At 71.7% G+C, this 22,624-nt stretch carries 19 protein-coding genes; 6 read left to right on the top strand and 13 right to left on the bottom strand.

Annotation, left to right across the window (positions count from 1 at the left end; translation table 11 throughout):
- Positions 1–2 precede the first annotated feature (2 nt).
- Positions 3–1,430 (bottom strand): hypothetical protein, encoded by a 1,428-nt coding sequence (locus SMA5143A_RS04915; RefSeq protein WP_107461685.1) that lies wholly within the window; start codon positions 1,428–1,430, stop codon positions 3–5.
- Between the two features lie 66 nt (positions 1,431–1,496).
- The gene (locus tag SMA5143A_RS04920) at positions 1,497–4,385 is read right to left on the bottom strand and encodes a peroxidase family protein (RefSeq protein ID WP_107461686.1); all 2,889 of its coding nucleotides are present in this window, start codon (positions 4,383–4,385) and stop codon (positions 1,497–1,499) included.
- A gap of 271 nt (positions 4,386–4,656) precedes the next feature.
- Here SMA5143A_RS04920 and SMA5143A_RS04925 point away from each other — a divergent pair, with 271 nt between their 5' ends.
- Complete coding sequence (locus tag SMA5143A_RS04925; RefSeq protein WP_107461687.1) at positions 4,657–6,726, top strand: HEAT repeat domain-containing protein; 2,070 nt, start codon at positions 4,657–4,659, stop codon at positions 6,724–6,726.
- Here the strand turns inward: SMA5143A_RS04925 and SMA5143A_RS04930 are convergent.
- Positions 6,639–7,295 carry a restriction endonuclease gene (locus SMA5143A_RS04930; RefSeq protein WP_146193883.1) on the bottom strand — a complete coding sequence of 219 codons (657 nt, stop codon included), beginning with the start codon at positions 7,293–7,295 and terminating at the stop codon, positions 6,639–6,641. The two genes, SMA5143A_RS04925 and SMA5143A_RS04930, sit on opposite strands and share 88 nt — an antisense overlap.
- Positions 7,283–7,915 (bottom strand): hypothetical protein, encoded by a 633-nt coding sequence (locus tag SMA5143A_RS04935; RefSeq protein WP_181361733.1) that lies wholly within the window; start codon positions 7,913–7,915, stop codon positions 7,283–7,285. The genes SMA5143A_RS04930 and SMA5143A_RS04935 overlap by 13 nt, the downstream gene beginning before the upstream one ends.
- Positions 7,916–8,029: 114 nt before the next feature.
- Here SMA5143A_RS04935 and SMA5143A_RS42895 point away from each other — a divergent pair, with 114 nt between their 5' ends.
- Positions 8,030–8,197 carry a hypothetical protein gene (locus SMA5143A_RS42895; protein ID WP_181361734.1) on the top strand — a complete coding sequence of 56 codons (168 nt, stop codon included), beginning with the start codon at positions 8,030–8,032 and terminating at the stop codon, positions 8,195–8,197.
- Between the two features lie 301 nt (positions 8,198–8,498).
- Here the strand turns inward: SMA5143A_RS42895 and gnd are convergent, their stop codons facing one another.
- Genes gnd through tkt form a run of 6 tightly spaced genes read right to left on the bottom strand, consistent with a single transcriptional unit; the run spans position 8,499 to position 15,284 of the window.
- Positions 8,499–9,380: a phosphogluconate dehydrogenase (NAD(+)-dependent, decarboxylating) gene (gnd, locus tag SMA5143A_RS04945; RefSeq protein ID WP_107461691.1), complete on the bottom strand. Its 882-nt coding sequence runs from the start codon at positions 9,378–9,380 to the stop codon at positions 8,499–8,501.
- A 1-nt stretch (position 9,381) separates the two neighbouring features.
- Positions 9,382–9,534, bottom strand: a complete 153-nt coding sequence (locus SMA5143A_RS04950) for a hypothetical protein (protein ID WP_181361735.1) — start codon at positions 9,532–9,534, stop codon at positions 9,382–9,384.
- Positions 9,535–9,570: 36 nt separating this feature from the next.
- Positions 9,571–10,509 carry a glucose-6-phosphate dehydrogenase assembly protein OpcA gene (gene opcA / locus SMA5143A_RS04955; protein WP_107461693.1) on the bottom strand — a complete coding sequence of 313 codons (939 nt, stop codon included), beginning with the start codon at positions 10,507–10,509 and terminating at the stop codon, positions 9,571–9,573.
- Positions 10,506–12,059 (bottom strand): glucose-6-phosphate dehydrogenase, encoded by a 1,554-nt coding sequence (gene zwf / locus SMA5143A_RS04960; protein ID WP_107461694.1) that lies wholly within the window; start codon positions 12,057–12,059, stop codon positions 10,506–10,508. The genes opcA and zwf overlap by 4 nt, the downstream gene beginning before the upstream one ends.
- Positions 12,056–13,213, bottom strand: coding sequence for a transaldolase (gene tal / locus SMA5143A_RS04965; protein ID WP_107461695.1), 1,158 nt, complete (start codon positions 13,211–13,213; stop codon positions 12,056–12,058). The genes zwf and tal overlap by 4 nt, the downstream gene beginning before the upstream one ends.
- 19 nt (positions 13,214–13,232) lie before the next feature.
- Complete coding sequence (gene tkt / locus SMA5143A_RS04970; protein ID WP_107461696.1) at positions 13,233–15,284, bottom strand: transketolase; 2,052 nt, start codon at positions 15,282–15,284, stop codon at positions 13,233–13,235.
- Positions 15,285–15,422: 138 nt separating this feature from the next.
- Between tkt and SMA5143A_RS04975 the strand changes: the two genes are divergently transcribed.
- Complete coding sequence (locus SMA5143A_RS04975; protein WP_107461782.1) at positions 15,423–16,328, top strand: helix-turn-helix domain-containing protein; 906 nt, start codon at positions 15,423–15,425, stop codon at positions 16,326–16,328.
- A gap of 103 nt (positions 16,329–16,431) precedes the next feature.
- Here SMA5143A_RS04975 and SMA5143A_RS04980 read toward each other — a convergent pair whose 3' ends face one another.
- A complete protein-coding gene (locus tag SMA5143A_RS04980; protein ID WP_107461697.1) occupies positions 16,432–17,823 on the bottom strand; it encodes a glycoside hydrolase family 16 protein in 1,392 nt (463 codons plus the stop codon).
- Between the two features lie 251 nt (positions 17,824–18,074).
- Between SMA5143A_RS04980 and SMA5143A_RS04985 the strand changes: the two genes are divergently transcribed.
- Entirely contained in the window at positions 18,075–19,175 is a 1,101-nt protein-coding gene (locus SMA5143A_RS04985; protein ID WP_107461698.1) for a serine hydrolase domain-containing protein, read from the top strand.
- Positions 19,176–19,213: 38 nt separating this feature from the next.
- Here SMA5143A_RS04985 and SMA5143A_RS04990 read toward each other — a convergent pair whose 3' ends face one another.
- Positions 19,214–20,104, bottom strand: coding sequence for an IclR family transcriptional regulator (locus SMA5143A_RS04990; RefSeq protein WP_258193309.1), 891 nt, complete (start codon positions 20,102–20,104; stop codon positions 19,214–19,216).
- A gap of 10 nt (positions 20,105–20,114) precedes the next feature.
- Positions 20,115–20,540, bottom strand: coding sequence for a MarR family winged helix-turn-helix transcriptional regulator (locus tag SMA5143A_RS04995; RefSeq protein ID WP_107461699.1), 426 nt, complete (start codon positions 20,538–20,540; stop codon positions 20,115–20,117).
- Positions 20,541–20,763: 223 nt separating this feature from the next.
- On the opposite strand from SMA5143A_RS04995, the gene SMA5143A_RS05000 reads away from it, so the two are divergent.
- The gene (locus tag SMA5143A_RS05000; protein WP_055538246.1) at positions 20,764–21,681 is read left to right on the top strand and encodes an SDR family NAD(P)-dependent oxidoreductase; all 918 of its coding nucleotides are present in this window, start codon (positions 20,764–20,766) and stop codon (positions 21,679–21,681) included.
- Positions 21,682–21,701: 20 nt separating this feature from the next.
- A complete protein-coding gene (locus tag SMA5143A_RS05005; RefSeq protein ID WP_107461700.1) occupies positions 21,702–22,580 on the top strand; it encodes an amidohydrolase family protein in 879 nt (292 codons plus the stop codon).
- The last annotated feature ends 44 nt before the right edge of the window (positions 22,581–22,624 follow it).

A 22,624-nucleotide genomic window follows, 5' to 3' on the forward strand; every position in this document is an offset into this window, starting at 1 on the left:
GGTCAGTGGCCCCAGACACGGTCGTGGGAGCGGTGCGCGTCCGTGAGGCCGTTCACGAAGAACCGGTCGTAGTACTCGTTCTCCACGTGATGGACCTGGAGCCACACGCCCGGCACATGGATGGCGTCCGTGTGCGCGGGGAAGCGGCCATGGGTGCGCAGGACGTACGCGCAGACGTCACGGGCGCACTCCACGACCCGGTCGTCGTACTCGCCGGCCTCGGTGAGGAACCGCTGCCCGTAGTCCTCCCGATAGATACGGGCGAAGACGTCGCGGTCCGTGTAGACGCCGTCCTTGCCGAACTTCGCGTCGACGATCGTCCGTACGGCCTCGGCCATGGAAGGGAACGCGGGCGGGCAGGCCGCGGTGATCAGCTGCTCGCCGTCGGGCGAGCGCAGACCCACCGGGTGCGCGCGCACCGTCGCGTACTTCGGCAGGGGGATGTGCCAGCGGAGGATGTCGGCGGGACGCCAGCGCGGGGTGACGAAGTCGAAGCCGAGCATCCTGCCGTAGGCCCGCGAGAACTTGGGGTCGCCGAGGGCGATCTGCGGGTTGACGGACGCGTGGATCCAGGCGCCCAGTCCCATCGCCTCGGCGGTGAGCATCAGGTTCTGCAGCAGCAGATCGGCCTCGATCTGGGTGCGCATGGGGCCGAGGGCGCCGAGCGGCAGCTTCAGGTCGCCGTTCAGGAAACCGTTCCTCACCCACTTCCGTACACCGGCCGGGCGGTAGAAGTTGCGGTCGTCGACGAAGGTGGGGCGGGCGCCGTCCGGCTGTGTCAGCAGATACATCAGGGCGTTGACGTACTGGTGGGAGAGGTCCACCACCGGGAACAGCAGGGTCGTGCCCGGCAGGTTGGACAGGAAGCGGTTCGAGTCGAGGTACGCGGGGAAGTCCCGCTTGCCCGGCGCGACGTCGAGCCGGTGGTCCAGCACCCTCACCTTCGCCCGGTGCGCCCGGGCCACCAGGGTCTCGGCGTCGAACGGCTCGTCCGGCGCGGGCGGCAGCCTGCGCAGGAAGTAGGTGCCCGAGTCGTTGATGAGGAAGAAGTGGGTGCCCTGGGCGTTGTCCGGGCTCCCGGCGGTGCGGCCCGCCATCGTCAGGTTGGGCTTGGACATGATGGGCGTGCCGTTGTCCGGGTCCTCGAAGGGCCGGTCGGGCATGGTCAGCCCCGTGGTGCCGGTGATCGCGATCAGCACCGCCTCCTCCAGCTCCGTCAGCGGACGCACGGCGTGGGAGGAGGTGTGGGTCATGGTCCCGGCGGACACCTTGGCGCCCCGGCTGACCCGGTGGGTACGGCGCCGCCACACGGTGTTCAGCAGCGGACGCCGCAAGAGGTCGGCGAGGCCGGGATGGGTGGACGCGGTGCGGCCGGTCGTGCCGGAGTGCTCGTCGCCGGGCAGCCCGGACGGGTGGTCGGTGAAGGTCATGCTGTTCCCCCGTTGTGTGGTTCAGGGCCCGGGGCCGTACCGCACCCCGGGCCATGTGTCACGGCGTCATGGTGAACCGCCGTCGCTCGTGGTGCCGTTGTCCGTCGGCCGCACCGTCCGCCACGGCGCGAACGCGCTCGCCCCGCGCGGGAGCAGCGGCGCCAGCTCCGGGCAGTGGCGCAGGACGACGGAGTTCATGCCGCCCTTCTCGACCCAGTCGATGCCGAGCGGTGTGTAGACCTCCGGCCGGTAGTCGACCGTCAGGAAGCGGTCGCTCTGGAGCCGTCGGCTGGCCATCAGGATGAAGATCCGGAACGCGGTGTCGCTGAACCCGAAGCCCTCCGGCGGGTTCTCCGCGAACAGCCCCACCACGGTGTCGATCTCGTCGACGTCGCGGTACACGTCCTTCAGCCGGGCCAGGGTCTGCGCGTTCTCCGTCAACTCCTCGAACGAACGGATCCGCGGCTTGTGCAGCCCGGCACGGAAGTCGTTGTAGCGCGGCACCCCGCGCCGCCGGGTGCGGACGAGGTCCACGACCGACAGGTCGATGATCTCCCCGTCGCGCTCGAACCGCTGGAGCGAGCGGGGGAAGTTGTGCAGGGTGATCGCGCCCGGGTGGGCGATGCCGAAGGAGTACAGGGAGTTCGCGAGGCCCGTCTTGCGGATCCGGGTCTCGGCGGCGCCGCCCTGGATGTCGAGGAAACCCACCGTCTCCAGCCGCCGCCCGAACTGGTGCTCACGCAGCTCGTAGTCGTCCGGGATCAGCGGATGCATGCGGTAGACGGTGACGAAGTCCTCCGTCAGCGAGTACGGCGCCGTGTGGTGGTCCGGCAGGGTCTTCGGGATGCCGGTCAGGGAATGCGCCTCGAACAGCCACAGCCCCAGCTGGTTGAGCCAGTTCTTCGGCGGCCCCGACCAGTTGGTGTGCAGGGCGACGTCGATCGCCTCGGTGGCGAGGATCGCCGGGGTCCACTCCACCGTGTGGATCTTCGCGATCAGGGCGGAGACCACCAGCCGTGCCGTGTGGTAGATCCGCTCCTCGCTCATCGTCGGGTACTCGGCGCGCAGCGCCGCGCAGACCGCGTTGTGCTCGCGGGCGAACAGCGTGTGCATCGCGCTGAGCCCCATCCACCAGCTCTCGTTGAACCCGGTGAGCGGGATGCCGTTGCCGTTCATCGGCAGGTGGCCTTCCTCCAGCCGGAGTTCGGCACGCCCGTCGGCCTCCCGCAGGAACCGAGCGGTCCGCTCGTCCGCCCCGTACACCTCGGAGCCGTCCCACCAGTGGGAGGCGCTGTTGGCGAACAGGATCGGCGGCTGCCCCGGCCGTTCGATGCCCTCGTTCTCCGCGAACCGCATCACGTTCTCGGCCGGCCCGTTCGGGGTGTTGTGCCATCCGCCGTGTCCGGGCGGCAGCGGCACCTCCACACTGCCCTCGCCGGGCTTGCGGCGGCGGTGGTTGACCCAGTCGTGCACCTGGAACTGGATCCACGCCGCCGCCAGCACATTGAGCGAGGTCGCGGGGACGAAGCTCTCGCGGTGCAGCAACTGCCGGCTCACCGTGACCGGGTTCGGGACGTCGAAGAGGTCCGGCCGGTGGTCCGGCGCCAGATTACGGCCGAAGGCGGCACCGACCGCGCCCATCCTCGGCTCGGACAGGTCGTTGTACGTCCCGTCGTACGACCGCTCCGTGCGCAGCCGCTCGGGGACCGGCCCGGGGACGGGCTGAGCCTGGGGCGGGGCCTCGCCCGGCTCGGTGTCGATCAGGTTCAGCCGGCGCAGCACCTTGCGCAGGAACACCAGGTTCAGCAGGCTCAGCGACACCGGCAGCCGGTGCCAGGGGACGTACCGGTTCAACAGCCCGATCGCGGCCTCCACGGGGCGGCCGAGCAGCCGGTTGCGCAAGGGTTCCGCGGTGACGAAGCGCAACCCGTGACGGTGCGCGCCGCTCGCCCGGTACGCGGCCTTCCGCGCCCGGTTGATGTTCCCCAGTGGCCGGAACGCGTCGGTCGTGTACCAGGGGTTGAAGACCAGGTCCTCGACGCGCCCCGCCGCGGCCCGCGCCTCGGCGCCGTCCAGCTTCTGGCTCGGGATGGTGAGCCGCGCGATCGGCACCGCCGGCGCCACCGCGTCCTTCCACTCCACCGACGCGTCCTCGACCGGGGTGCGGCGCTCGTCCACGTACCGCTGGACGCACAGGTCGAACGCCACGTCGGCCTGCCCGAGGCGCCGCGCGAACTCGCGGTGCAGGAAGTCGGGGTCCCGCCGGTCGGGCGCGGGCGCCACCGGCGTACCGGGCGCGGGCCGGAGCAGGTACCGCACGGGCCCGGCGTCGCCCCACAGCATCGCCCCGCGGCTCCAATAGGTCTCGTTCGCGAGGGAGCTCACCGAGCGCCGGGTGGCCTCGCGCACGTTCCGCCGCATCCGCCCGGCGGTGCTGAACCCCACCGCCAGCGGCAGCTTCACCAACAGCCCGAACGCCTTGTGCAGCGGACTGCGCGCCCCCGCCATGGCCTTGGCGAACGCCACGAACTCCCGCGCGTTCGCCGCGTGCGACACCGGGAAACTGGTGGCCAGCAGATCGTGGCTCTCGTCGTCCGACACCCGTACGCGTATCGCCGCGCCCCGCAGGTCAGGGGAGCCGTCGCCCTGCCGGACGCCGCTCGCGTTGGAGAGCCGGACCACCGCCGGGTACTCGGCGCCGGGCTGTGCGAAGCCGACGCGCAGGGCCGCCGGGAGGTCGTCGTGGAAACGCAGCCGCGCGTTCTCGACGGCCACCGGTGCCTTCGCGTGGAACGCCCGCGCGACCCCGCCGCCCCCGGCCCGCCGGTTCCTGACCTGGACCTCCATCAGCTCCCGGGCCAGCCGCTCGAACACCAGCCGCTCGGCCTCCGGGCTGCCGCCTTCGTACCGCTCGTATCGCTCGTACCGCTGTTCGTGCTGCCCGGTCTCGGCCATCGGTCGCTTCCTTCGTGCGGACGCGTACACATGCGTACGGGATGCATACGGGACAGGGGCCGCACGCTACCGGCGGCGCCCGGTGGCCACAGCGACAGTTCACGCCATGTACACATCTAAGTACAATATGGAGGACAGTCGTATTTGGCATGTCATGGCGGCATCCGGACGTGCGTCCGGCGGGTCCGGCGGATCTGGCGGGGCGGTGGTGTGGCTGGGCGGGGCGAAACCCCGTCGCCGGGTGTCCGGGCCCGGCGGTAAGGTCGCGCGCATGTCGGAGGGGTTGAAGTCGATCGATCGGGCTGAGCTGGAAGCGGTCGACTGGGCGGGGCTGAAGCACAACTACGGAACCGCCGAGGACGTGCCGGACCTGCTGCGCCGATGCGCGGGACCTGACCCGGACGACGCGGAGGACGCCGCGTTCGACCTGCTGAACAACCTCTACCACCAGGGCGGTTGGGTCTGCCCGGCCGCGGCGGCCGCGCTCCCCTTCGTGTTGAGCCTGGCCGCCGCCCCGCAGGTGACGCCCCGGCGCGCGCTGCTGGAACTCGTGGAGCGTCTGGCCGCCGAGGCCGGAAGGGTCGAGGCGCGGTTCCTCGACCCCCACTGGTCCGCGGCCTGGGAACGCCATCTGCCCGAGGTGCTCGCCCTGCTGGACGACCCCGAACCGGAGATCCGGCGGGCCGCCGCCGACGTCATCGGCGCCTGCGCCGACCCCGGCGAAGGCTCCCTTCCCGCACTCCTGAGCCGCTGGCATGCCGAGAGCGACCCGGTGACCCGCCTCGACCTGGTCCTCGCACTCGGCAACGCGGCCCGCCACGCCGCGGCCGGCGCCGGGCCGGACGGGGCCGCAGCCCTCTCGGATGAAGCCGCCGCCCCCTCGGTCGAGGCCGCCGCCCTCCTGGCTTCGCTCCTCACCGCCCCGGAGCCCCAACTGCGCCTGGCGGCGCTGCACGCGCTCGGCGACCGCACCCGGGCCGCCGCTGCCGCTCCGGAGGAGGCGCGGCTGGAGATCGCGCTGGGCGCGTTGCGTGATCCGAGTGTGGAGCTGTGGCAGCGCACCAGTGCCGCGGAGTGCGGCGTGCGGGGCATGCACCAGTGGACGGCGTCCCTGTTCGACGGAGCGTCCCCCGCCTTCGCCCTCGGTTTGATGGCCGATCACCCCGACGAGGAACAGCGGGTCGGCGGTCTCGAACAGGCCGCCCGGGTGCTGTCGCGGTGGCGGTCACCGGTCGACGCGCTGCTGCCGGGCGTCGTTGCGCGGCTGGACGACCCGGCCGCCGAGGTCCGCTACCGGGCGGCCGAACTGCTGGCCTGCCTGGGCCCCGCGGCGGCCGCCCACGCCGACGCGGTCGCCGCGCTGCTCGACGACTCCGCCGTCCGGGCGACCCGCGGGGGAGAGGCGGTCGCCGACGCCGCGGTATGGGCGCTGGCCCGGATGAACGACCCGCGCTGTCTGTCCCGCCTGACCGAACACGTGGCCGGCACCCGCCCCGGCTTCGCGTCGGCCGGCGCCTACTACGGCGGCTCCGCGAACTCCTTCCACCACCCCGCCCTGCCCGCCCTGCACGAGGTGCTCACCGGCCTCCCGGACCACGCGGAGGCCCTGCTCCCGGCGATCAGTGACCGGCTCGATCCCACCGAGGACCCCCGGAACCTCCGCCGGTTCGGCGAGGTGCTCGCCGCGTGGGGGCCCGCGGCGGAGGCGGCGGTACCACGGCTGCTCGTCCTCCTGGAGGACGACGAGCGGTGGCCGGCGGCGGCGACGGCCCTGGCGGGCATCGGCGGGGCCGGCCGGGCGGGAGGAGAGGCGCTGCTGACCCGGTCACGCAAGGGCGGACCGGACGCGGAACTCGCCGCCTGGGCGTACTGGCGGGTCGGCGGCGATCCCGGCCCCGCCATGGACGTGCTCGGACCCGCCGCCACGGACGAGGACCGCGCCACCCACACCGCGCTGAGCAGACTGGCCGACCTCGGCCCGCACGCCGCCGGGTACGCGGACCGGCTCCGCGCGTTCGCGGCGGCGGAGGACCACTGGGTCAGAACGCGGGCGGCGCACGCGCTGTGGGCCGTGACCGGCGGTGACACGGCCACCGCCGTTCCGGCCCTGCTGGAGGTCGTGAGGAAGCTGACCGACGGCACGTACCTGCCGGTGATGCTCCCGGCGGTACGCCACCTGGCCCGCATGGGCGAAGCCGCGGCCCCGGCGGCCCGCCTCCTCCGGGACCTGCCCACCGACGACCGCCGCCTGTACTACTTCGGCGGCTGGCGGGGCTTCACGGAGGACGAGGCGGTCCGGACCGCGGTCGACGAGTTGCTGGTGGCGGCGTCGGACGCCTGAAGGTGTGTCGTGGAAGTGCTGGTGACCGTGCGGCGTCCGTTGGCGGCTGGGGCGGAGACAAGGCCGAGGTGTTCGAGTGCGTCCAGTACGTCACGGGCTTGCCTGCGGGTGAGGGAGAAGCGTTGCTGTAGGAGGACCATCGTGGCGCGTTGTTCGGTGACGACGGCCTGAGCGATGTCGTGGAGCGTTTCTACGCGCAGGCCGACGCGCTGGGCGCAGCGGATGAATTCTGCTTCATGTGCTGGGCCTGCGGAGGAGGGGGACGGAGGGAGCCCGAGGGAGAGCGGGTGGTCGACGCCGGCGTGCGGGGTGCCGCTTCCGGGGGCGGCGAGGTGCGCGTCGGCGGCCCGCATCAGTTGCTGCGCCGGCGGGTTGACGGGGGTGGGGGTGCCTTGCAGATCGTATTGGAACAGGGCGATGCCGTGCTCAGAGGCCCAGTCGAAGGCCGGCGGGGTGTAGCCGGCGAGGGAGAAGAACACGGCCTTCTTGTTCCGGGAACCCGCGACGCCGTGCAGTTGCTGCACCGTGGGGCGACTGGTGGGGCTGCCTTCCATCTTCACTTGGGCCACGGCGCCCCCCCCGCCAGGACGTCGATGCCCTCGTCCGCGCCGACGGGCGTGGCCACGGCATCGGTGAAGCCCAGATGACGCATCCAGTCGACGGCAACCAGTTCGGCGTCCCGCGCGGTGCGGATCAGTCTGTTCTCGGGGCGGAGGACCGCCTTGGCCGGGGGCGCGCTCTCAGCAGCCTGGGTGCGGGCAGCCAGGGCGATCCTCAACTGCGGGTTGTGGGAGAAGGAGAAGGCCAATTCGCCGACGAGCAGCATCCCCGCATCCGGATGGGGCGCCTCGATGACATCTTCCGGCGCAGGGCTGAAGCGGTAGGCCACACCCCCGTCCGTGACGGCGGCTCCGCGGTCGGACAGGACCAACAGGGCCGGGCGCGCACGGCCGCTGCCGGTGGCTGACTGGGCGACGCACAACAGACGTTCGTCGACCGCCAGGTGGCGGCGCGCGAGCCGCACCGCCTCCGCTCGAAGACGAGGGTCACGCGCCAGGCCGGCCCTCGACAGACAGAAGGCGATCGCCTCGTCCTGCGGTGTGCCACGCCCGGGAGCTTCCTGGAGCAGCCGGCGCACCTCCCGCTCCAGCACGCGGGCAGCTTCGTGAGCGCGGCGTTCCTCCTCCAACGCGAGCGCATCCTGCTTCTCCCGCGCGGTCTGTGCCGCGGACTCGGCCGCCTGGGCGCTCTGCTCGGCTTCGGCTCGCTGTCGCGGGCTGTACCGCGCCGTCCAGCGGGGGTCTTGCCGAGCAGCCACAACACCCCCGCGCAGCAGACGAACACGCTTGTCCCGGCCATCCACACCACGGGCGAGACGAACACCCCCACCAGCAGCGAGATCAGCGCGACGACCATCACGCAGGCGACGACCGCGGCCACGATCTCGAAGCGGTCATCGCCCGGTCGTTGAGGGACATCCCCCGGCAGCCCGCTCCCGCTCCCGCCGCCGCGCACATCTGCCGGGGCAACCGGCCGCGCCGACAACGCGGTCCGGCCTGTCCCCTTGCACGATGACGCACCCCGCGGGTGGGAACGGACGACGCCGTCCTCGTCCACCGGTACCCGACGCTCACACACCGGACATCTGCCACGCATCACTGGACCTCCAGCCCGCCCCACCCGCACCAGAGCGCACCACAGTAGCCCCGCGCGAACCGACCAGCAGCGACGGATCGGGCAGCCAGACGCTGCCACGCGCACCCCCCGGCGGGCTACCCCTTCGAGGACTCCACCGCGTGCCCCCCGAACTGGTTCCGCAGTGCCGCCACCATCTTCATCTGCGGGGAGTCGTCCTGGCGGGACGCGAAGCGGGCGAACAGGGACGCGGTGATCGCCGGCAGCGGTACCGCGTTGTCGATGGCGGCCTCGACCGTCCACCGGCCCTCCCCGGAGTCGGCGGCGTAGCCACGCAGCTTCTCCAGGTGCTCGTCGGCGTCCAGCGCGTTGACCGCGAGGTCCAGCAGCCAGGAACGGATGACCGTCCCCTCCTGCCAGGACCGGAACACCTCACGGACGTCGGTCACCGAGTCCACGGCCTCCAGCAGCTCCCAGCCCTCGGCGTAGGCCTGCATCATGGCGTACTCGATGCCGTTGTGGACCATCTTGGAGAAGTGCCCGGCGCCGACCTTCCCGGCGTGGACGTACCCGTACGGCCCCTCCGGCTTGAGCGCGTCGAAGATCGGCTGGAGCCGGTCCACGTGTTCCTTGTCGCCGCCGACCATCAGCGCGTAGCCGTTCTCCAGGCCCCACACGCCGCCCGAGACGCCCGCGTCGACGAAGCCGATGCCCTTGGCACCCAGTTCCTCGGCGTGCTTCTCGTCGTCCGTCCAGCGGGAGTTGCCGCCGTCGACGACGGTGTCGCCGGCCGACAGCAGGTCCGCCAGCTCGTCCACGACGGACTGGGTGGCGCCGCCGGCGGGGACCATCACCCAGATCGTGCGCGGCGCGTCGAGCCGCTCGACGAGTTCGGCCAGGCTGCCCACGTCGGAGACGTCGGGGTTGCGGTCGTAGCCGATGACGGTGTGGCCGGCGCGGCGGATCCGCTCGCGCATGTTCCCGCCCATCTTGCCGAGACCGATGAGACCGAGCTGCATGTCAGTTCACTTCTTCCTGAGCGTCACGGGTGTCATGGGAGTCGTGGGTGTCACGGGAGTCGTGGGTGTCACGGGAGTCGTCGGGGTCATGGCGGTCGTGGGTGTCGCGCAGCGCGCGGTACGCGGCGACCAGGGCCGCCGGGCGGTCCCCCAACTCGGCCGACTCCGGGCGCCGGTTGAGGCGGGGGCGTCACTCATCGCCGGTGGCCTCCCCGGTGTGTTCGCCGCCGCGCAGGGCGATCGCGTACATCTCGTCCGCGTCGAGACGGCGCAGTTCCTCGGCGATCAGCTCGGAGGTGGCGCGCACCTTCAGGGCGAGGGTGCGGGACGGCTGGCCCGGCAGGGTGAGCGTGGCGAGCGGGCCCTCGGGGCGGTCGATGACGATCTCCCCGTTCTCCGTGCCGAGCCGCACACCCGTCACGACCGGTCCGGCGGTGGTGACACGCTCGACGGTGACGCCGAGACGGGCCTCCAGCCAGCGGGCCAGCAGTTCGGCGCTCGGGTTGTCGGCCTCGCTGTCCACGGCCGCCGAGGTGATCTTCGTACGGGCCTGGTCGAGGGCGGCGGCGAGCATGGAACGCCACGGCGTCAGCCGGGTCCAGGCCAGGTCGGTGTCGCCGGGCGTGTAGGAGGCGACCCGCTGCTCCAGCGCGGCCAGCGGGGACTCGACGGCGTACATGTCGGTGATCCGGCGCTGCGCCAACGCCCCCAGCGGGTCCTTCGCCGGGTTCTCCGGTGAGTCCACCGGCCACCACACCACGACCGGCGCGTCCGGCAGCAGCAGCGGGAGGACGACGGAGTCGGCGTGGTCGGAGACCTCGCCGTACGTCCGCAGCACGACGGTCTCGCCGGTGCCCGCGTCAGCGCCCACGCGCACCTCGGCGTCCAGGTGCGACCGGGTGCGGTCGCGGGGGGTGCGGGCATGCCGCTTGATGACGACCAGGGTGCGCGAGGGGTGCTCGTGCGAGGCCTCCTCGGCCGCCTTGATCGAGTCGTACGCGTTCTCCTCGTCCGTCACGATCACCATCGTGAGGACCATGCCCACGGCGGGCGTGCCGATGGCCCGGCGTCCCTTCACCAGGGCCTTGTTGATCTTGCTTGCCGTGGTGTCCGTCAGGTCGAATTTCATGGCCTGCGCCAGCTCCGTCCGTCTCGTGCGAGCATCTCGTCGGCTTCCTCGGGGCCCCAACTGCCCGAGGGGTACTGCGCGGGCCTGCCGTGCTTGGCCCAGTACTCCTCGATCGGGTCGAGGATCTTCCAGGACTCCTCCACCTCCTGGTGGCGGGGGAAGAGGTTGGCGTCGCCGAGCAGCACGTCAAGGATCAGCCGTTCGTACGCCTCCGGGCTGGACTCCGTGAACGACTCGCCGTACGCGAAGTCCATGGTGACGTCCCGGATCTCCATCGAGGTACCCGGCACCTTCGAACCGAAGCGCACCGTCATCCCCTCGTCCGGCTGCACCCGGATGACGATCGCGTTCTTCCCCAGCTCCTCGGTGGCCGTGGAGTCGAACGGGGAGTGCGGGGCCGTCTGGAAGACGACCGCGATCTCCGTGACCCGGCGGCCGAGTCGCTTGCCGGTGCGCAGATAGAACGGGACGCCGGCCCAGCGGCGGTTGTCGATCTCCAGCTTGACGGCCGCGTACGTGTCGGTCCGGGAGTTCGGGTCGATGCCGTCCTCCTCCAGATAGCCGACCACCTTCTCGCCGCCCTGCCAGGCCTGCGTGTACTGGCCGCGCACGGTGTGGGCGCCCAGATCGGCGGGGAGCCGCACCGACTTGAGGACCTTCAGCTTCTCGGTGAGCAACGCCTCGGCGTCGAAGGCGATCGGCTCCTCCATGGCGGTGAGCGCCATCAGCTGGAGCAGATGGTTCTGGATGACGTCGCGGGCGGCGCCGATGCCGTCGTAGTAGCCGGCGCGGCCGCCGATGCCGATGTCCTCGGCCATGGTGATCTGGACGTGGTCGACGTACGACCGGTTCCAGATGGGCTCGTACATCTGGTTGGCGAACCGCAGGGCGAGGAGGTTCTGGACGGTCTCCTTGCCGAGGTAGTGGTCGATGCGGAAGACCTGGTCCGGGTCGAAGACCTCGTGCACGATCTCGTTGAGATCGATGGCGCTGGCCAGGTCGTGGCCGAACGGCTTCTCGATGACCGCGCGCCGCCAGGAACCCTCGGGCGCGTCGGCCAGCCCGTGCTTCTTCAGCTGCTGGACGACCTTGGGGAAGAACTTGGGCGGTACGGAGAGGTAGAAGGCGAAGTTGCCGCTGGTGCCTCGCGAGGCGTTCAACTCCTCGACAGCCGAGCGGAGTTGCTTGAACGCCTCGTCGTCGTCGAAGTCGCCCGGCACGAACCGCATGCCCTCGGCGAGCTGCTGCCATACCTCCTCGCGGAACTCGGTGCGCGCGTGCTCGCGCACCGCGTCGTGCACCACCTGCGCGAAGTCCTGGTCCTCCCAGTCCCGGCGGGCGAAGCCCACCAGCGAGAAGCCCGGCGGGAGCAGCCCCCGGTTGGCCAGGTCGTACACGGCCGGCATCAGCTTCTTGCGGGACAGGTCACCGGTCACCCCGAAGATGACGAGGCCGGACGGCCCCGCGATCCGGGGGAGCCGGCGATCGCGCTCGTCCCGCAGCGGATTGGCCCAGTCGACCGTCGCCCGAGAGGTCGTCTCCAAGGTCATTCCCCATCAACTCCCTTGCCGTTCATGGACTTCGCCACCGTGTCCAGCAGGTCCTGCCACGCCGCCGTGAACGTGGCGACGCCCTCCTCCTCCAACTGCCGCACGACCTCGTCGTAGGAGACACCGAGCGCCTCCACGGCCGCGAGATCGGCGCGGGCCTGGGCGTAGCCGCCGGTGACCGTGTCGCCGTGGATGACCCCGTGCGCGGCGGTGGCGCGCAGGGTCGCCTCCGGCATCGTGTTGACCGTGCCCGGCGCCACCAGTTCGTCGACGTACAGGGTCGGCTTGTACGCCGGGTCCTTCACCCCGGTCGACGCCCACAGCGGGCGCTGCCTGGTGGCGCGGGCCCCGGCGAGCGCCGTCCAGCGGTCGCCGCCGAAGACCTCCTCGTACGCCTGGTAGGCGAGCCGCGCGTTGGCGAGCGCGGCGCGGCCCCTGAGCGCGAGCGCCTCGTCCGTGCCGAGCAGGGTCAGCCGCTTGTCGATCTCGGTGTCGACACGGGAGACGAAGAAGGAGGCGACGGAGTGCACGGCCGACAGGTCGAGGCCCTTGCGCAGCGCCTTCTCCAGGCCCGCCAGATACGCCTCCATCACCTCGCCGTAGCGCTCCAGCGAGAAGATCAGCGTGACGTTGACGCTGATGCCGAGGCCGACGACCCCGGTGATCGCCGGCAGGCCCGCCCTGGTCGCCGGGATCTTGATCATGACGTTGGGGCGGTCGACCAGCCAGACGAGCTGCCTGGCCTCGGCGACCGTCGCTCGGGTGTCGTGGGCCAGCCGGGGGTCGACCTCGATGGAGACCCGGCCGTCCCGCCCGCCCGTCGCCTCGTACACCGGGCGCAGCACGTCCGCGGCGGCGCGGACGTCGGCGGTCGTCATCATCCGGACGGCCTCGTCGACCGTCACCCCGCGCACCGCCAGGTCGTCGAGCTGCTCCTCGTAGCCCTTCCCGGAGCCGATCGCGGCCTGGAAGATGGACGGGTTGGTGGTCACGCCGACGACGTGCCCGGACGTGACGAGTTCGGCGAGGTTCCCGGAGGTGACGCGCTCGCGGGAGAGGTCGTCGAGCCAGACGGAGACGCCCTCCTCGGAGAGTCGTCGCAGGGGGTCCGCGGCGGCGGCCGTCGCGGTCGTTTCGGTGGTCACAGTGATCATCTTCCTTCAGGCGCTCGCGTCAACCGCGGACGGCGGCTAGGGATTCCCTCGCGGCGGTGACGACGTTCTCGGGGGTGAAGCCGTACTCGGCGAACAGGGTCTCGGCGTCGGCGGAGGCACCGAAGTGCTCCAGGGAGACGAGGCGACCGCTGTCACCGACGTACCGGTACCAGGTGAGACCGATGCCCGCCTCGACCGCCACGCGGGCCTTCACGGACGGCGGCAGCACGCTCTCGCGGTAGGCGCGCGGCTGCTCCTCGAACCACTCCACCGACGGCATCGACACCACCCGGGTCCCGACCCCCTCGGCCTCCAGCCGCTCCCGCGCGGCGACGGCGAGCCGCACCTCGGAGCCGGTGGCGAGGAGGATCACGTCCGGCGTCGGGGCCGAGGACTCCCGGAGCACATAGCCGCCCCTCGCGGCGTCGGGGTTCGGCGCGTAGGTGGGGACGCCCTGGCGGGTGAGCGCCAGCCCGTGCGGCGCGGGGTGCGTGGCGTGCCGCCGCAGGATCTCGCGCCAGGCGATCGCCGTCTCGTTGGCGTCGGCCGGACGGACGATGTTCAGGCCGGGGATGGCGCGCAGCGAGGCCAGGTGTTCGACCGGCTGGTGGGTGGGGCCGTCCTCGCCGAGACCGATGGAGTCGTGCGTCCACACATAGGTCACGGGGAGCTGCATCAGCGCGGAGAGCCGGACGGCGTTGCGCATGTAGTCGGAGAACACCAGGAAGGTGCCGCCGTAGACGCGGGTGTTGCCGTGCAGTGCGATGCCGTTCATCTCGGCGGCCATCGAGTGCTCGCGGATGCCGAAGTGGATGGTCCGGCCGTACGGGTTCGCCTCGGGCAGCGGGTTGTCCGCGGGGAGGAACGACGACGTCTTGTCGATGGTCGTGTTGTTCGAACCGGCGAGGTCGGCGGAGCCGCCCCACAGTTCGGGGATGACGGCGCCGAGGGCCTGGAGGACCTTGCCGGAGGCGGCGCGGGTCGCGACGGACGTGCCCTCCTCGAACACCGGCAGGTGCGACTCCCAGCCCTCGGGCAGTCGGCCGGCCACCACTCGGTCGAACAGCTGTGCGCGCTCGGGCTGGGCGGCGCGCCACTCGACGATCCGCTTGTCCCAGGCGGCGTGCTCCTCGGCGCCCCGGTCGAGGGCCCCGCGGGTGTGGGCGAGGACGTCGTCGGCGACCTGGAACGTCTTGTTCGCGTCGAAGCCGAGGACCCGCTTGGTGGCCGCGATCTCCTCCTCGCCGAGCGCGGAGCCGTGCGCGGCCTCGGTGTTCTGCGCGTTCGGTGCCGGCCAGGCGATGATCGTGCGCATCGCGATGAAGGAGGGACGCGAGGTCTCCTCCCGGGCGGCCAGCAGCGCGTCGTACAGGGCGTGCACGTCGATGTTCCCGTTGAACGCCGGCTCGATCCGCTGGACGTGCCAGCCGTACGCCTCGTACCGCTTCAGCACGTCCTCGGAGAACGCGGTGGCGGTGTCGCCCTCGATGGAGATGTGGTTGTCGTCGTAGAGGAAGACCAGGTTGCCGAGCTTCTGATGGCCCGCCAGGGAGGACGCCTCGGCGGAGATGCCCTCCTCCAGGTCGCCGTCGGAGACGATCGCCCAGACGGTGTGGTCGAACGGGGAGGTGCCCTCGGCCGCGTCCGGGTCGAACAGGCCGCGCTCGTAGCGGGCGGCCATCGCCATGCCGACGGCGTTGGCGACGCCCTGCCCGAGCGGACCGGTCGTGGTCTCGACGCCGGCCGTGTGCCCGTACTCGGGGTGACCCGGCGTCTTGGAACCATGGGTCCGGAACGCCTTCAGGTCGTCCAGCTCCAGCTCGTACCCGGCGAGGAACAGCTGGGTGTACAGGGTCAGCGAGGTGTGGCCGGGGGAGAGCACGAAGCGGTCGCGGCCGGTCCACTCGGGATCGGCCGGGTCATGTCGCATCACTTTCTGAAAGAGCGTGTACGCGGCGGGCGCCAGGCTCATCGCCGTGCCGGGGTGCCCGTTGCCGACCTTCTGGACGGCGTCGGCCGCCAGCAGGCGCGCGGTGTCGACGGCACGTCGGTCGAGTTCTGTCCAGTTCATCTTCAAGAAGTCCTCGATAGGTGCGGCGGATTGGTCCTTGTGCCTTCAAAACTAAAAGTCTGACTTTTAAGAAGGAAGGTTGCCGTGTGCCACCCTTCGGTGAAACTGGGACACCGGCGGACCTGGGCGGGCGGGGGCATGAAGGACACGGGCATCGGGGACGGCGGCGACGTCGGGGAGAGCGGCCGCATCAGAACCTTCCCGTTCCCGGCGGAGCTCAGCCTCTCCGGTGTCGGTATGCAGGTCGGCCCGATGGACGACCGCCGCACCTGGCACGCGGACGTCCCCCTGGAACGGGTGCACCGCATCGACTTCCACGTCGTCATGCTGTTCGACCACGGCCCCGTCACCCACATGGTCGACTTCACCGAGTACGAGGCGGACACGGGCGATCTGCTGTGGATCCGCCCCGGACAGGTGCATCGCTTCTCACGCACCACCGGGTACCGCGGGACCGTCCTCACCATGCAACCGGGCTTCCTGCCCCGGGAGACGGTCGAGGCCACCGGCCTCTACCGCTACGACCTGCCCCCGCTGCTCCGCCCCGACGAGCCCCGACTCGTCGGCCTGCGCGCCTCCCTGGCGCACCTGGAGCGCGAGTACGTCGACACCATCACCCTGCCACCAGGGCTCCACACCGCCGTGCTGCGGCACTCCCTGACGGCGTTCCTGCTGCGCCTCGCCCATCTCGCGGACAGCTCGGCCGAGGCGTCCCCGAGCCACCACGACACGACCTTCACCCGCTTCCGGGACGCCGTGGAGCGGGAGTTCACCACCAACCACAGCGTCAGCGCGTACGCCGACGCCCTCGGCTACTCCCGCCGCACCCTCGTGAGGGCGGTGCGCGCCGCCACCGGGGAGACCCCGAAGGGCTTCATCGACAAGCGCGTCGTCCTGGAGGCGAAACGGCTGCTGGCCCACACCGACCTGCCGATCGGCCGCGTCGGCGCGGCGGTGGGCTTCCCCGACTCGGCGAACTTCTCCAAGTTCTTCCAGCTGCACACCGGGACGACACCGGTGGCGTTCCGGGCGGAGATGCGCTGACCGCCACGCCGTACGGGCGACACGCGAGGGGCGCCGTCCACGGGAAGGGGAAAGGGGCCCCGCCCGTTGGCGGAGCCCCTCCCCGTGGGGGTCAACGGCACGCTCAGCGCCCGAAGTTGAACCAGTTCACGTTCACGAAGTCCTGCGGCTGGCCGCTCGTGAACGTCAGATACACGTCGTGCGTCCCGGTGACCCGGCTGATGTTCGCGGGCACCGTCCGCCAGGACTGCCAGCCCCCGGTGTTGGCGAGGGCGAAACTGCCGACGGGGGCGTTGGAGCGGCTGTCGAGGCGGACCTCGACCAGTCCGCTCACGCCGGCGTTCGCCCCGCTGGCCACCCGGGCGACGAACTGCGTGGCCCCGGTGGAGCCGAAGTCGACGTTCTGGTACAGCGCCCAGTCGCCGCCCGCGAGGGAGCCGATGTTCTGGCCGCCGCCGGAGTCGGACGTGCTCTCGGTGCTGACTCCGCTCTGACCGTTGAACGACTCGGCCTGGATGGCGCTGTACGCGTCACGGGTGCCCGACGGCGGGGGAGTGGTGGTGCCCCCGGAGGCCGACAGCACCTGGACGTAGTCCACCACCATGGGGACCCCGGAGCGGGTGTCGCCGTCCAGCCCGCCGCCGAACGCGTCGGGGAAGGCGCCGCCCATGGCCACGTTCAGGATGATGAAGAAGCCGTGGTTGGTGGCGTTGGTCCAGGTCGTGGCGTCCACCTGGTTGGCGTTGACCGAGTGGAACTGGGTGCCGTCGACGGAGAACCGGATGGTCTCCGGGGTCACCGAGCGGTCCCACTCCATGGTGTAGGTGTGGAAGCCCGACTGGCAGGTGGTGCCCGGGCAGGCGGTGGAGCTGCCGATGCCGGTCGTCTCGTTGCACGGGCCGCCGGGGTTGGTGCCGCAGTGCATGGTGGCCCACACCTGGTTGCGGCCCTGGACGTTCTCCATGATGTCCAGCTCGCCGACGCTCGGCCAGTTCTGGTAGTTGCCCCGGTAGGGCGCGCCCAGCATCCAGAACGCGGGCCAGTAGCCCTCGGCGGCCGTGCCCGTCACGTTCGGCATCTGGAGCCGGGACTCGACCCTCAGCCTGCCGCCGGCCGGGGGCTGGAAGTCGGTGCGGTTGGTCTCGACGCGGCCCGAGGTCCATCTGCCCGCCGCGTCGCGCAGCGGGGTGATGCGCAGATTGCCGTTGCCGTCGAGCGAGACGTTGGAGGTGCTGTTGGTCATCGTCTCGACCTCGCCGGTGCCCCAGTTGGCGGGCCCGCCGGGGTACGAGGTCCCGGTCGCGTACTGCCAGTTGGAGGTGTTCACACCGGAGCCGGCGGTGCCGTTGAAGTCGTCGAGGAAGACCTGGGTCCAGCCGGAGGGCGGGGTGGGGGCGGCCCCCTGCGCGGCGGTCGCCCCCGCCGTGGCCAGCGCCACCGCGCTGACGACGGCGAGGAGCACGCGCCGGAGCGGGCGGCGACGACGCCCGACGGGTATGCCGGAGGGTTCACTCATGGCGGCCTCTTTGGGGTGGGGAGTACGGAGTGAGATGCGCGGGCGGAGAACGCTCTGCTCGGTCCCGTTCTTTGAGAGCGCTCTCAGAAGAGGAGCGTGCGGCCAATGTGCGCCCCGTCGACGCGGCCGTCAAGAGTTAAAGCGGAGAAAGTACTTGCCGGGAGGGCGAGTTCACCCTGTGAAGACGGCAACCACCGCGCGGGCGGTTATTCGGTGGCTCGGCTCCGTAACAAGCCGTTAGCTTCGCCCCCATGGTGGACACTCACGGCACGTGTACGGATCGATTCACGCCGGTGCGCTCGGCCTTGGCCGCCTCCCTGGCCGACAAGGACGTCGGGGCCTCGGTGGCGGTGTTCGTGGACGGTGAGCCGGAGGTCGACCTGTGGGGCGGCCACGTCGACGCGGACCGCACGATCCCCTGGCAGCGGGACACCCTCACCAACGTCTGGTCCAGCACCAAGACGATGACCGCGCTGTGCGCGCTGATCCTCGCCGACCGCGGCGCCCTCGACCTGGACGCGCCGGTGGCCGCGTACTGGCCCGAGTTCGCCGCCGCGGGTAAGGAGGGCGTCCGGGTGAGTCATCTCCTCTCCCACACCGCAGGGCTCCCCGTCTTCGACGCGCCGACCACGCTGGAGGACCTCTACGACTGGCCGACGGTCACCGCCCGGCTCGCCGCGCAGGCGCCCGCCTGGGAACCCGGCACCGACGCCGGGTACCACGCGGTCACCCAGGGGTATCTCGTCGGGGAGGTCGTGCGCCGGGTCACCGGCCGCAGTCTCGGCACGTTCTTCGCCGAGGAGGTCGCCGGGCCGCTGGGCGCCGACTTCCACATCGGCCTCGGCCCCGAGCACGACCAGCGGGTCGCGCCGATCCTCCCGCCGCCCTCCTCCCCGCCCCGCGGGGGTGGCGAGCCCAACCCGGACGTCCCGGCGGCCGCCGCCAACACCCTCGCCTGGCGGCGCGCCGAGATCCCGGCCGTGGGCGGACACGGCAACGCCCGCTCGATCGCCGCGGTCCAGTCGCTGCTGGCCTGCGGCGGCGAGGCCCGAGGCGTGCGGCTGCTCTCGGAGAAGGGGTGCGAACGGGCCCTTGAGGAGCAGTTCGACGGCACCGACCGGGTCCTCGGCGTACCGATGCGCTGGGGCCTCGGCTACGGCCTGAACGGCGGTCAGCTGCCCAACCCCCGCACCTGCTTCTGGGGCGGCTGGGGCGGCTCCCTCGTCCTCGTCGACCTCGACGCCCGGATGTCCGTCGCCTACACGATGAACCAGATGATCGACAACGGCGGTCTCGGCGACGACCGCGCGTTCCTCATCCTGGCAGCGGTCTACGAGGGCCTCATGGCCTGAGAGCCCCGTCACGGCGCCCGGCGCCGGCGCGGGCGCTCTCAGGAAGGCGGGGCGGACAGCGGCGTCGGCCGGGGCGGGAGGAGGGCGGAGCGGCCCGGGATCAGGGATCCCCGGCCGCTCCCGCCGCTGTCGCGGCCCGCCCTCGGCGTCGACACCTCGTCCGGCCGCCAGCCCAGGGCGCGGGAAATGCCCCGGGCCGCGACCCGTACCGCCGGGGTCAGCACCGGGACCTGCGCGCCCGCCCGGGGCACGACCACCGACACGGCGGCGACCACCGTCCCGCCCGGCCCGCGGACCGGCGCCGCCACCGACAGCGCGTCCTCCGTGACCTGCCGGCTGCTCACCGCCGCACCCGTGCGCCGGACCTCCGCCAGCACCCGGCGCAACCGGGCGCCGTCGGTGATGGTGTACGGCGTGAAGGCGGCCAACTCCCCCTGGCAGTAGGTCTCCTGGGACGCGGGGTCGCCGTGCGCCAGCAGCGCCAGCCCCACGCCCGTCGCGTGCAGCGGCCAGCGGGCGCCGACCCGGATGTGGACGCCGACGGCCGACCGCCCGGAGAGCCACTCGATGTAGACGACCTCGTCGCCGTCGCGCACCGCCAGCTGCACGTTCTCGTGCGTCGCCTCGTACAGGTCCTCCAGGTACGGCAGCGCGATCTGCCGCAGCGCGAGTCCGCGCGGGGCGAGCGCCGCGACCTCCCACAGCCGCAGCCCCACGTGGTAGACCCCGTCCGCGTCCCGCTCCAGGGCGCCCCACTCGGTGAGCGCGCCCACCAGCCGGTGCGCCGTGGTGAGGGTCAGCCCGGCCCGGCGGCTGATGTCCGTGAGGGACAGCGCGGGGTGGTCGTGGTCGAAGGCGGCCAGCACGGCGAGCAGCCGGTCCGGGGCGGAGCGCGCGGCCCCCGGCTCCGGCAGCGCGTCGGCGGTCATCGGCACCGGGTCACCCCAGCCCGGCCTCGGTGACCTTCTGGAGCAGGACGTGGAGCGCGTCGCGCTCGGCGGCGTCCAGCGGCTCCAGGAGTTCGTCGGTGACGCGTCGGCCCGCCTCGTCGGTGTCCCGGAGGAAGGCCCGGCCGTCCTCGGTCAGGACGACGATCCGGCTGCGGCGGTCGTCGGGGGAGGGGCGCCGCTCGGCGAAGCCCTGCTTCTCCAGGTCGTCCACCAGGCCGACGATCGCGCTCGGGTCGTACCCGAGGGACGCGCTCAGCTCCCGCTGGAGCGCGCCCGGCGTGGTGGCCAGGAAGCGCAGCAGCGCGTAGTGGCGCAGCCGCAGCCCCGACTCCTGCAACGAGGCGTTGAACAGCTGCCCCGAGCGCTGCCCCAGGCGGTACAGCAGATACCCCGTGTCCGCGTGCAGCCCGCGCATCCACGGCTCACGCGCGTCGATCGAGGCGGTGTTCTGAGTCTGCTGGCTGGCGATGGCGGGCTCCCTGGTCGAGGCCCCCTGCGGGGCGGCGCTTGTGGTGCTGCTCCCCAGGATGCCCCAAAGACCTCGGCTCAACAACTATTGACGTCAACAACTATTGCTCTTAACTTCAATTTCGAAGCCGCGCAGCCATCCGCGCTGCCACTCCGAAGGGACCCCACTCGTGCCCAGCATCGATCTCACCGGCAAGGTCGCCGTCGTCACCGGCAGCGGCCGCGGCCTCGGACTGGCCTACGCCCAGGCCCTCGCCGCCGCCGGTGCCTCCGTGGTCGTCAACGACATCGACGAGGCCGTGGCCGAAGCGGCCGTGAAGTCCATCACCGAGGCGGGCGGCACGGCCGTCGCCGAGGTCGTCCCGGTCGGCACCACCGAGGCCGCCGACCGGCTGGTGGGCCGCGCCGTGGAGGCGTTCGGGCGGCTCGACATCCTCGTCACCAACGCGGGCATCCTCCGCGACAAGGTGCTGTGGAAGATGTCCGACGACGACTTCGACGCCGTGATCACCACCCACCTCAAGGGCACCTTCACCTGCGCCCGCGCCGCCGCGATCCGTATGCGTGAGCAGGGCGAGGGCGGCTCCCTGATCCTCGTGGGCTCCCCGGCAGGACAGCGCGGCAACTTCGGCCAGACGAACTACGCCGCCGCCAAGGCCGGCATCGCCGCCTTCGCCCGCACCTGGGCGATGGAGCTGGGCCGCGCGAACATCACGGTCAACGCGATCATCCCGGTCGCCGCCACCGCGATGACCGAGACCATCCCGGTCTTCGCCCCGTACGTGGAGGCCCTGCGCGAGGGCAAGCCGTTCCCGGACTTCCTGCGCAAGGGCGAGGGCTTCGGCACCCCCGAGGACTGCGCCGCCCTCGTCCCGTTCCTCGCCTCCGAGGCCGCCCGCGGTGTCACCGGCCAGGCCATCGGCATCGGCGGCGACAAGGTGGCACTCTGGTCGCACCCGCAGGAGATCAAGACGGCGTACGCGAACGGCGGCTGGACGCCCGAGGCGCTCGCCGACGTCTGGCCGACCTCGCTGGGCGCCGAACCGCAGACCGTGGGCATCCCCGCCCCGAAGATCCCGGAGGCGTGATGAGCACCGCAGGTCCCGCCATGAACGTGGACGAGCTGGTCGCGATCGACGTCCACACCCACGCCGAGGTCTCGTCGAAGAAGGGCACGTCGTCGCTGGACGACGACCTCCACGACGCCTCCTCCGCCTACTTCAAGGTCGAGGGCAAGCGCAAGCCCACCCTGGAGGAGACGGCCGCCTACTACCGCGAGCGGAAGATGGCCGCCGTGATCTTCACGGTGGACGCCGAGTCCGCGACCGGCACCGAGCCCGTCCCCAACGAGGAGGTCGCCGAGGCGGCCGCCGCCAACGCGGACGCGCTGATCCCCTTCGCCTCCATCGACCCCTTCCGCGGCAAGGCCGGTGTGAAGCAGGCCCGCCGGCTGGTCGAGGAGTACGGGGTGAGGGGCTTCAAGTTCCACCCCAGCGTCCAGGGCTTCTTCCCCAACGACCGCTCCGTGGCGTACGCCCTGTACGAGGTCATCGAGGAGACCGGCACCATCGCCCTCTTCCACACCGGGCAGACGGGCATCGGCGCGGGCGTCCCCGGCGGTGGCGGCATCCGGCTGAAGTACTCCAACCCGCTGCACGTGGACGACGTCGCCGCCGACTTCCCCCATCTGAAGATCATCCTGGCCCATCCGTCCTTCCCCTGGCAGGACGAGGCGCTGGCGGTGGCCACGCACAAGCCGGGCGTCCACATCGACCTGTCCGGCTGGTCCCCGAAGTACTTCCCGCCGCAGCTGGTGCAGTACGCGAACACCCTGCTCAAGGACAAGGTCCTCTTCGGCTCCGACTACCCCGTCCTCACCCCCGACCGCTGGCTCGCCGACTTCGAGAAGCTGACGATCAAGGACGAGGTCAAGCCGAAGATCCTCAAGGAGAACGCCGCCCGGCTGCTCGGGCTGACGAAGCCATGACCACACCGTGAGGGACACCCCCATGTGCAACGACGGACAGGGGC

The organism is Streptomyces sp. MA5143a (assembly GCF_900290235.1).
GTDB lineage: Bacteria > Actinomycetota > Actinomycetes > Streptomycetales > Streptomycetaceae > Streptomyces.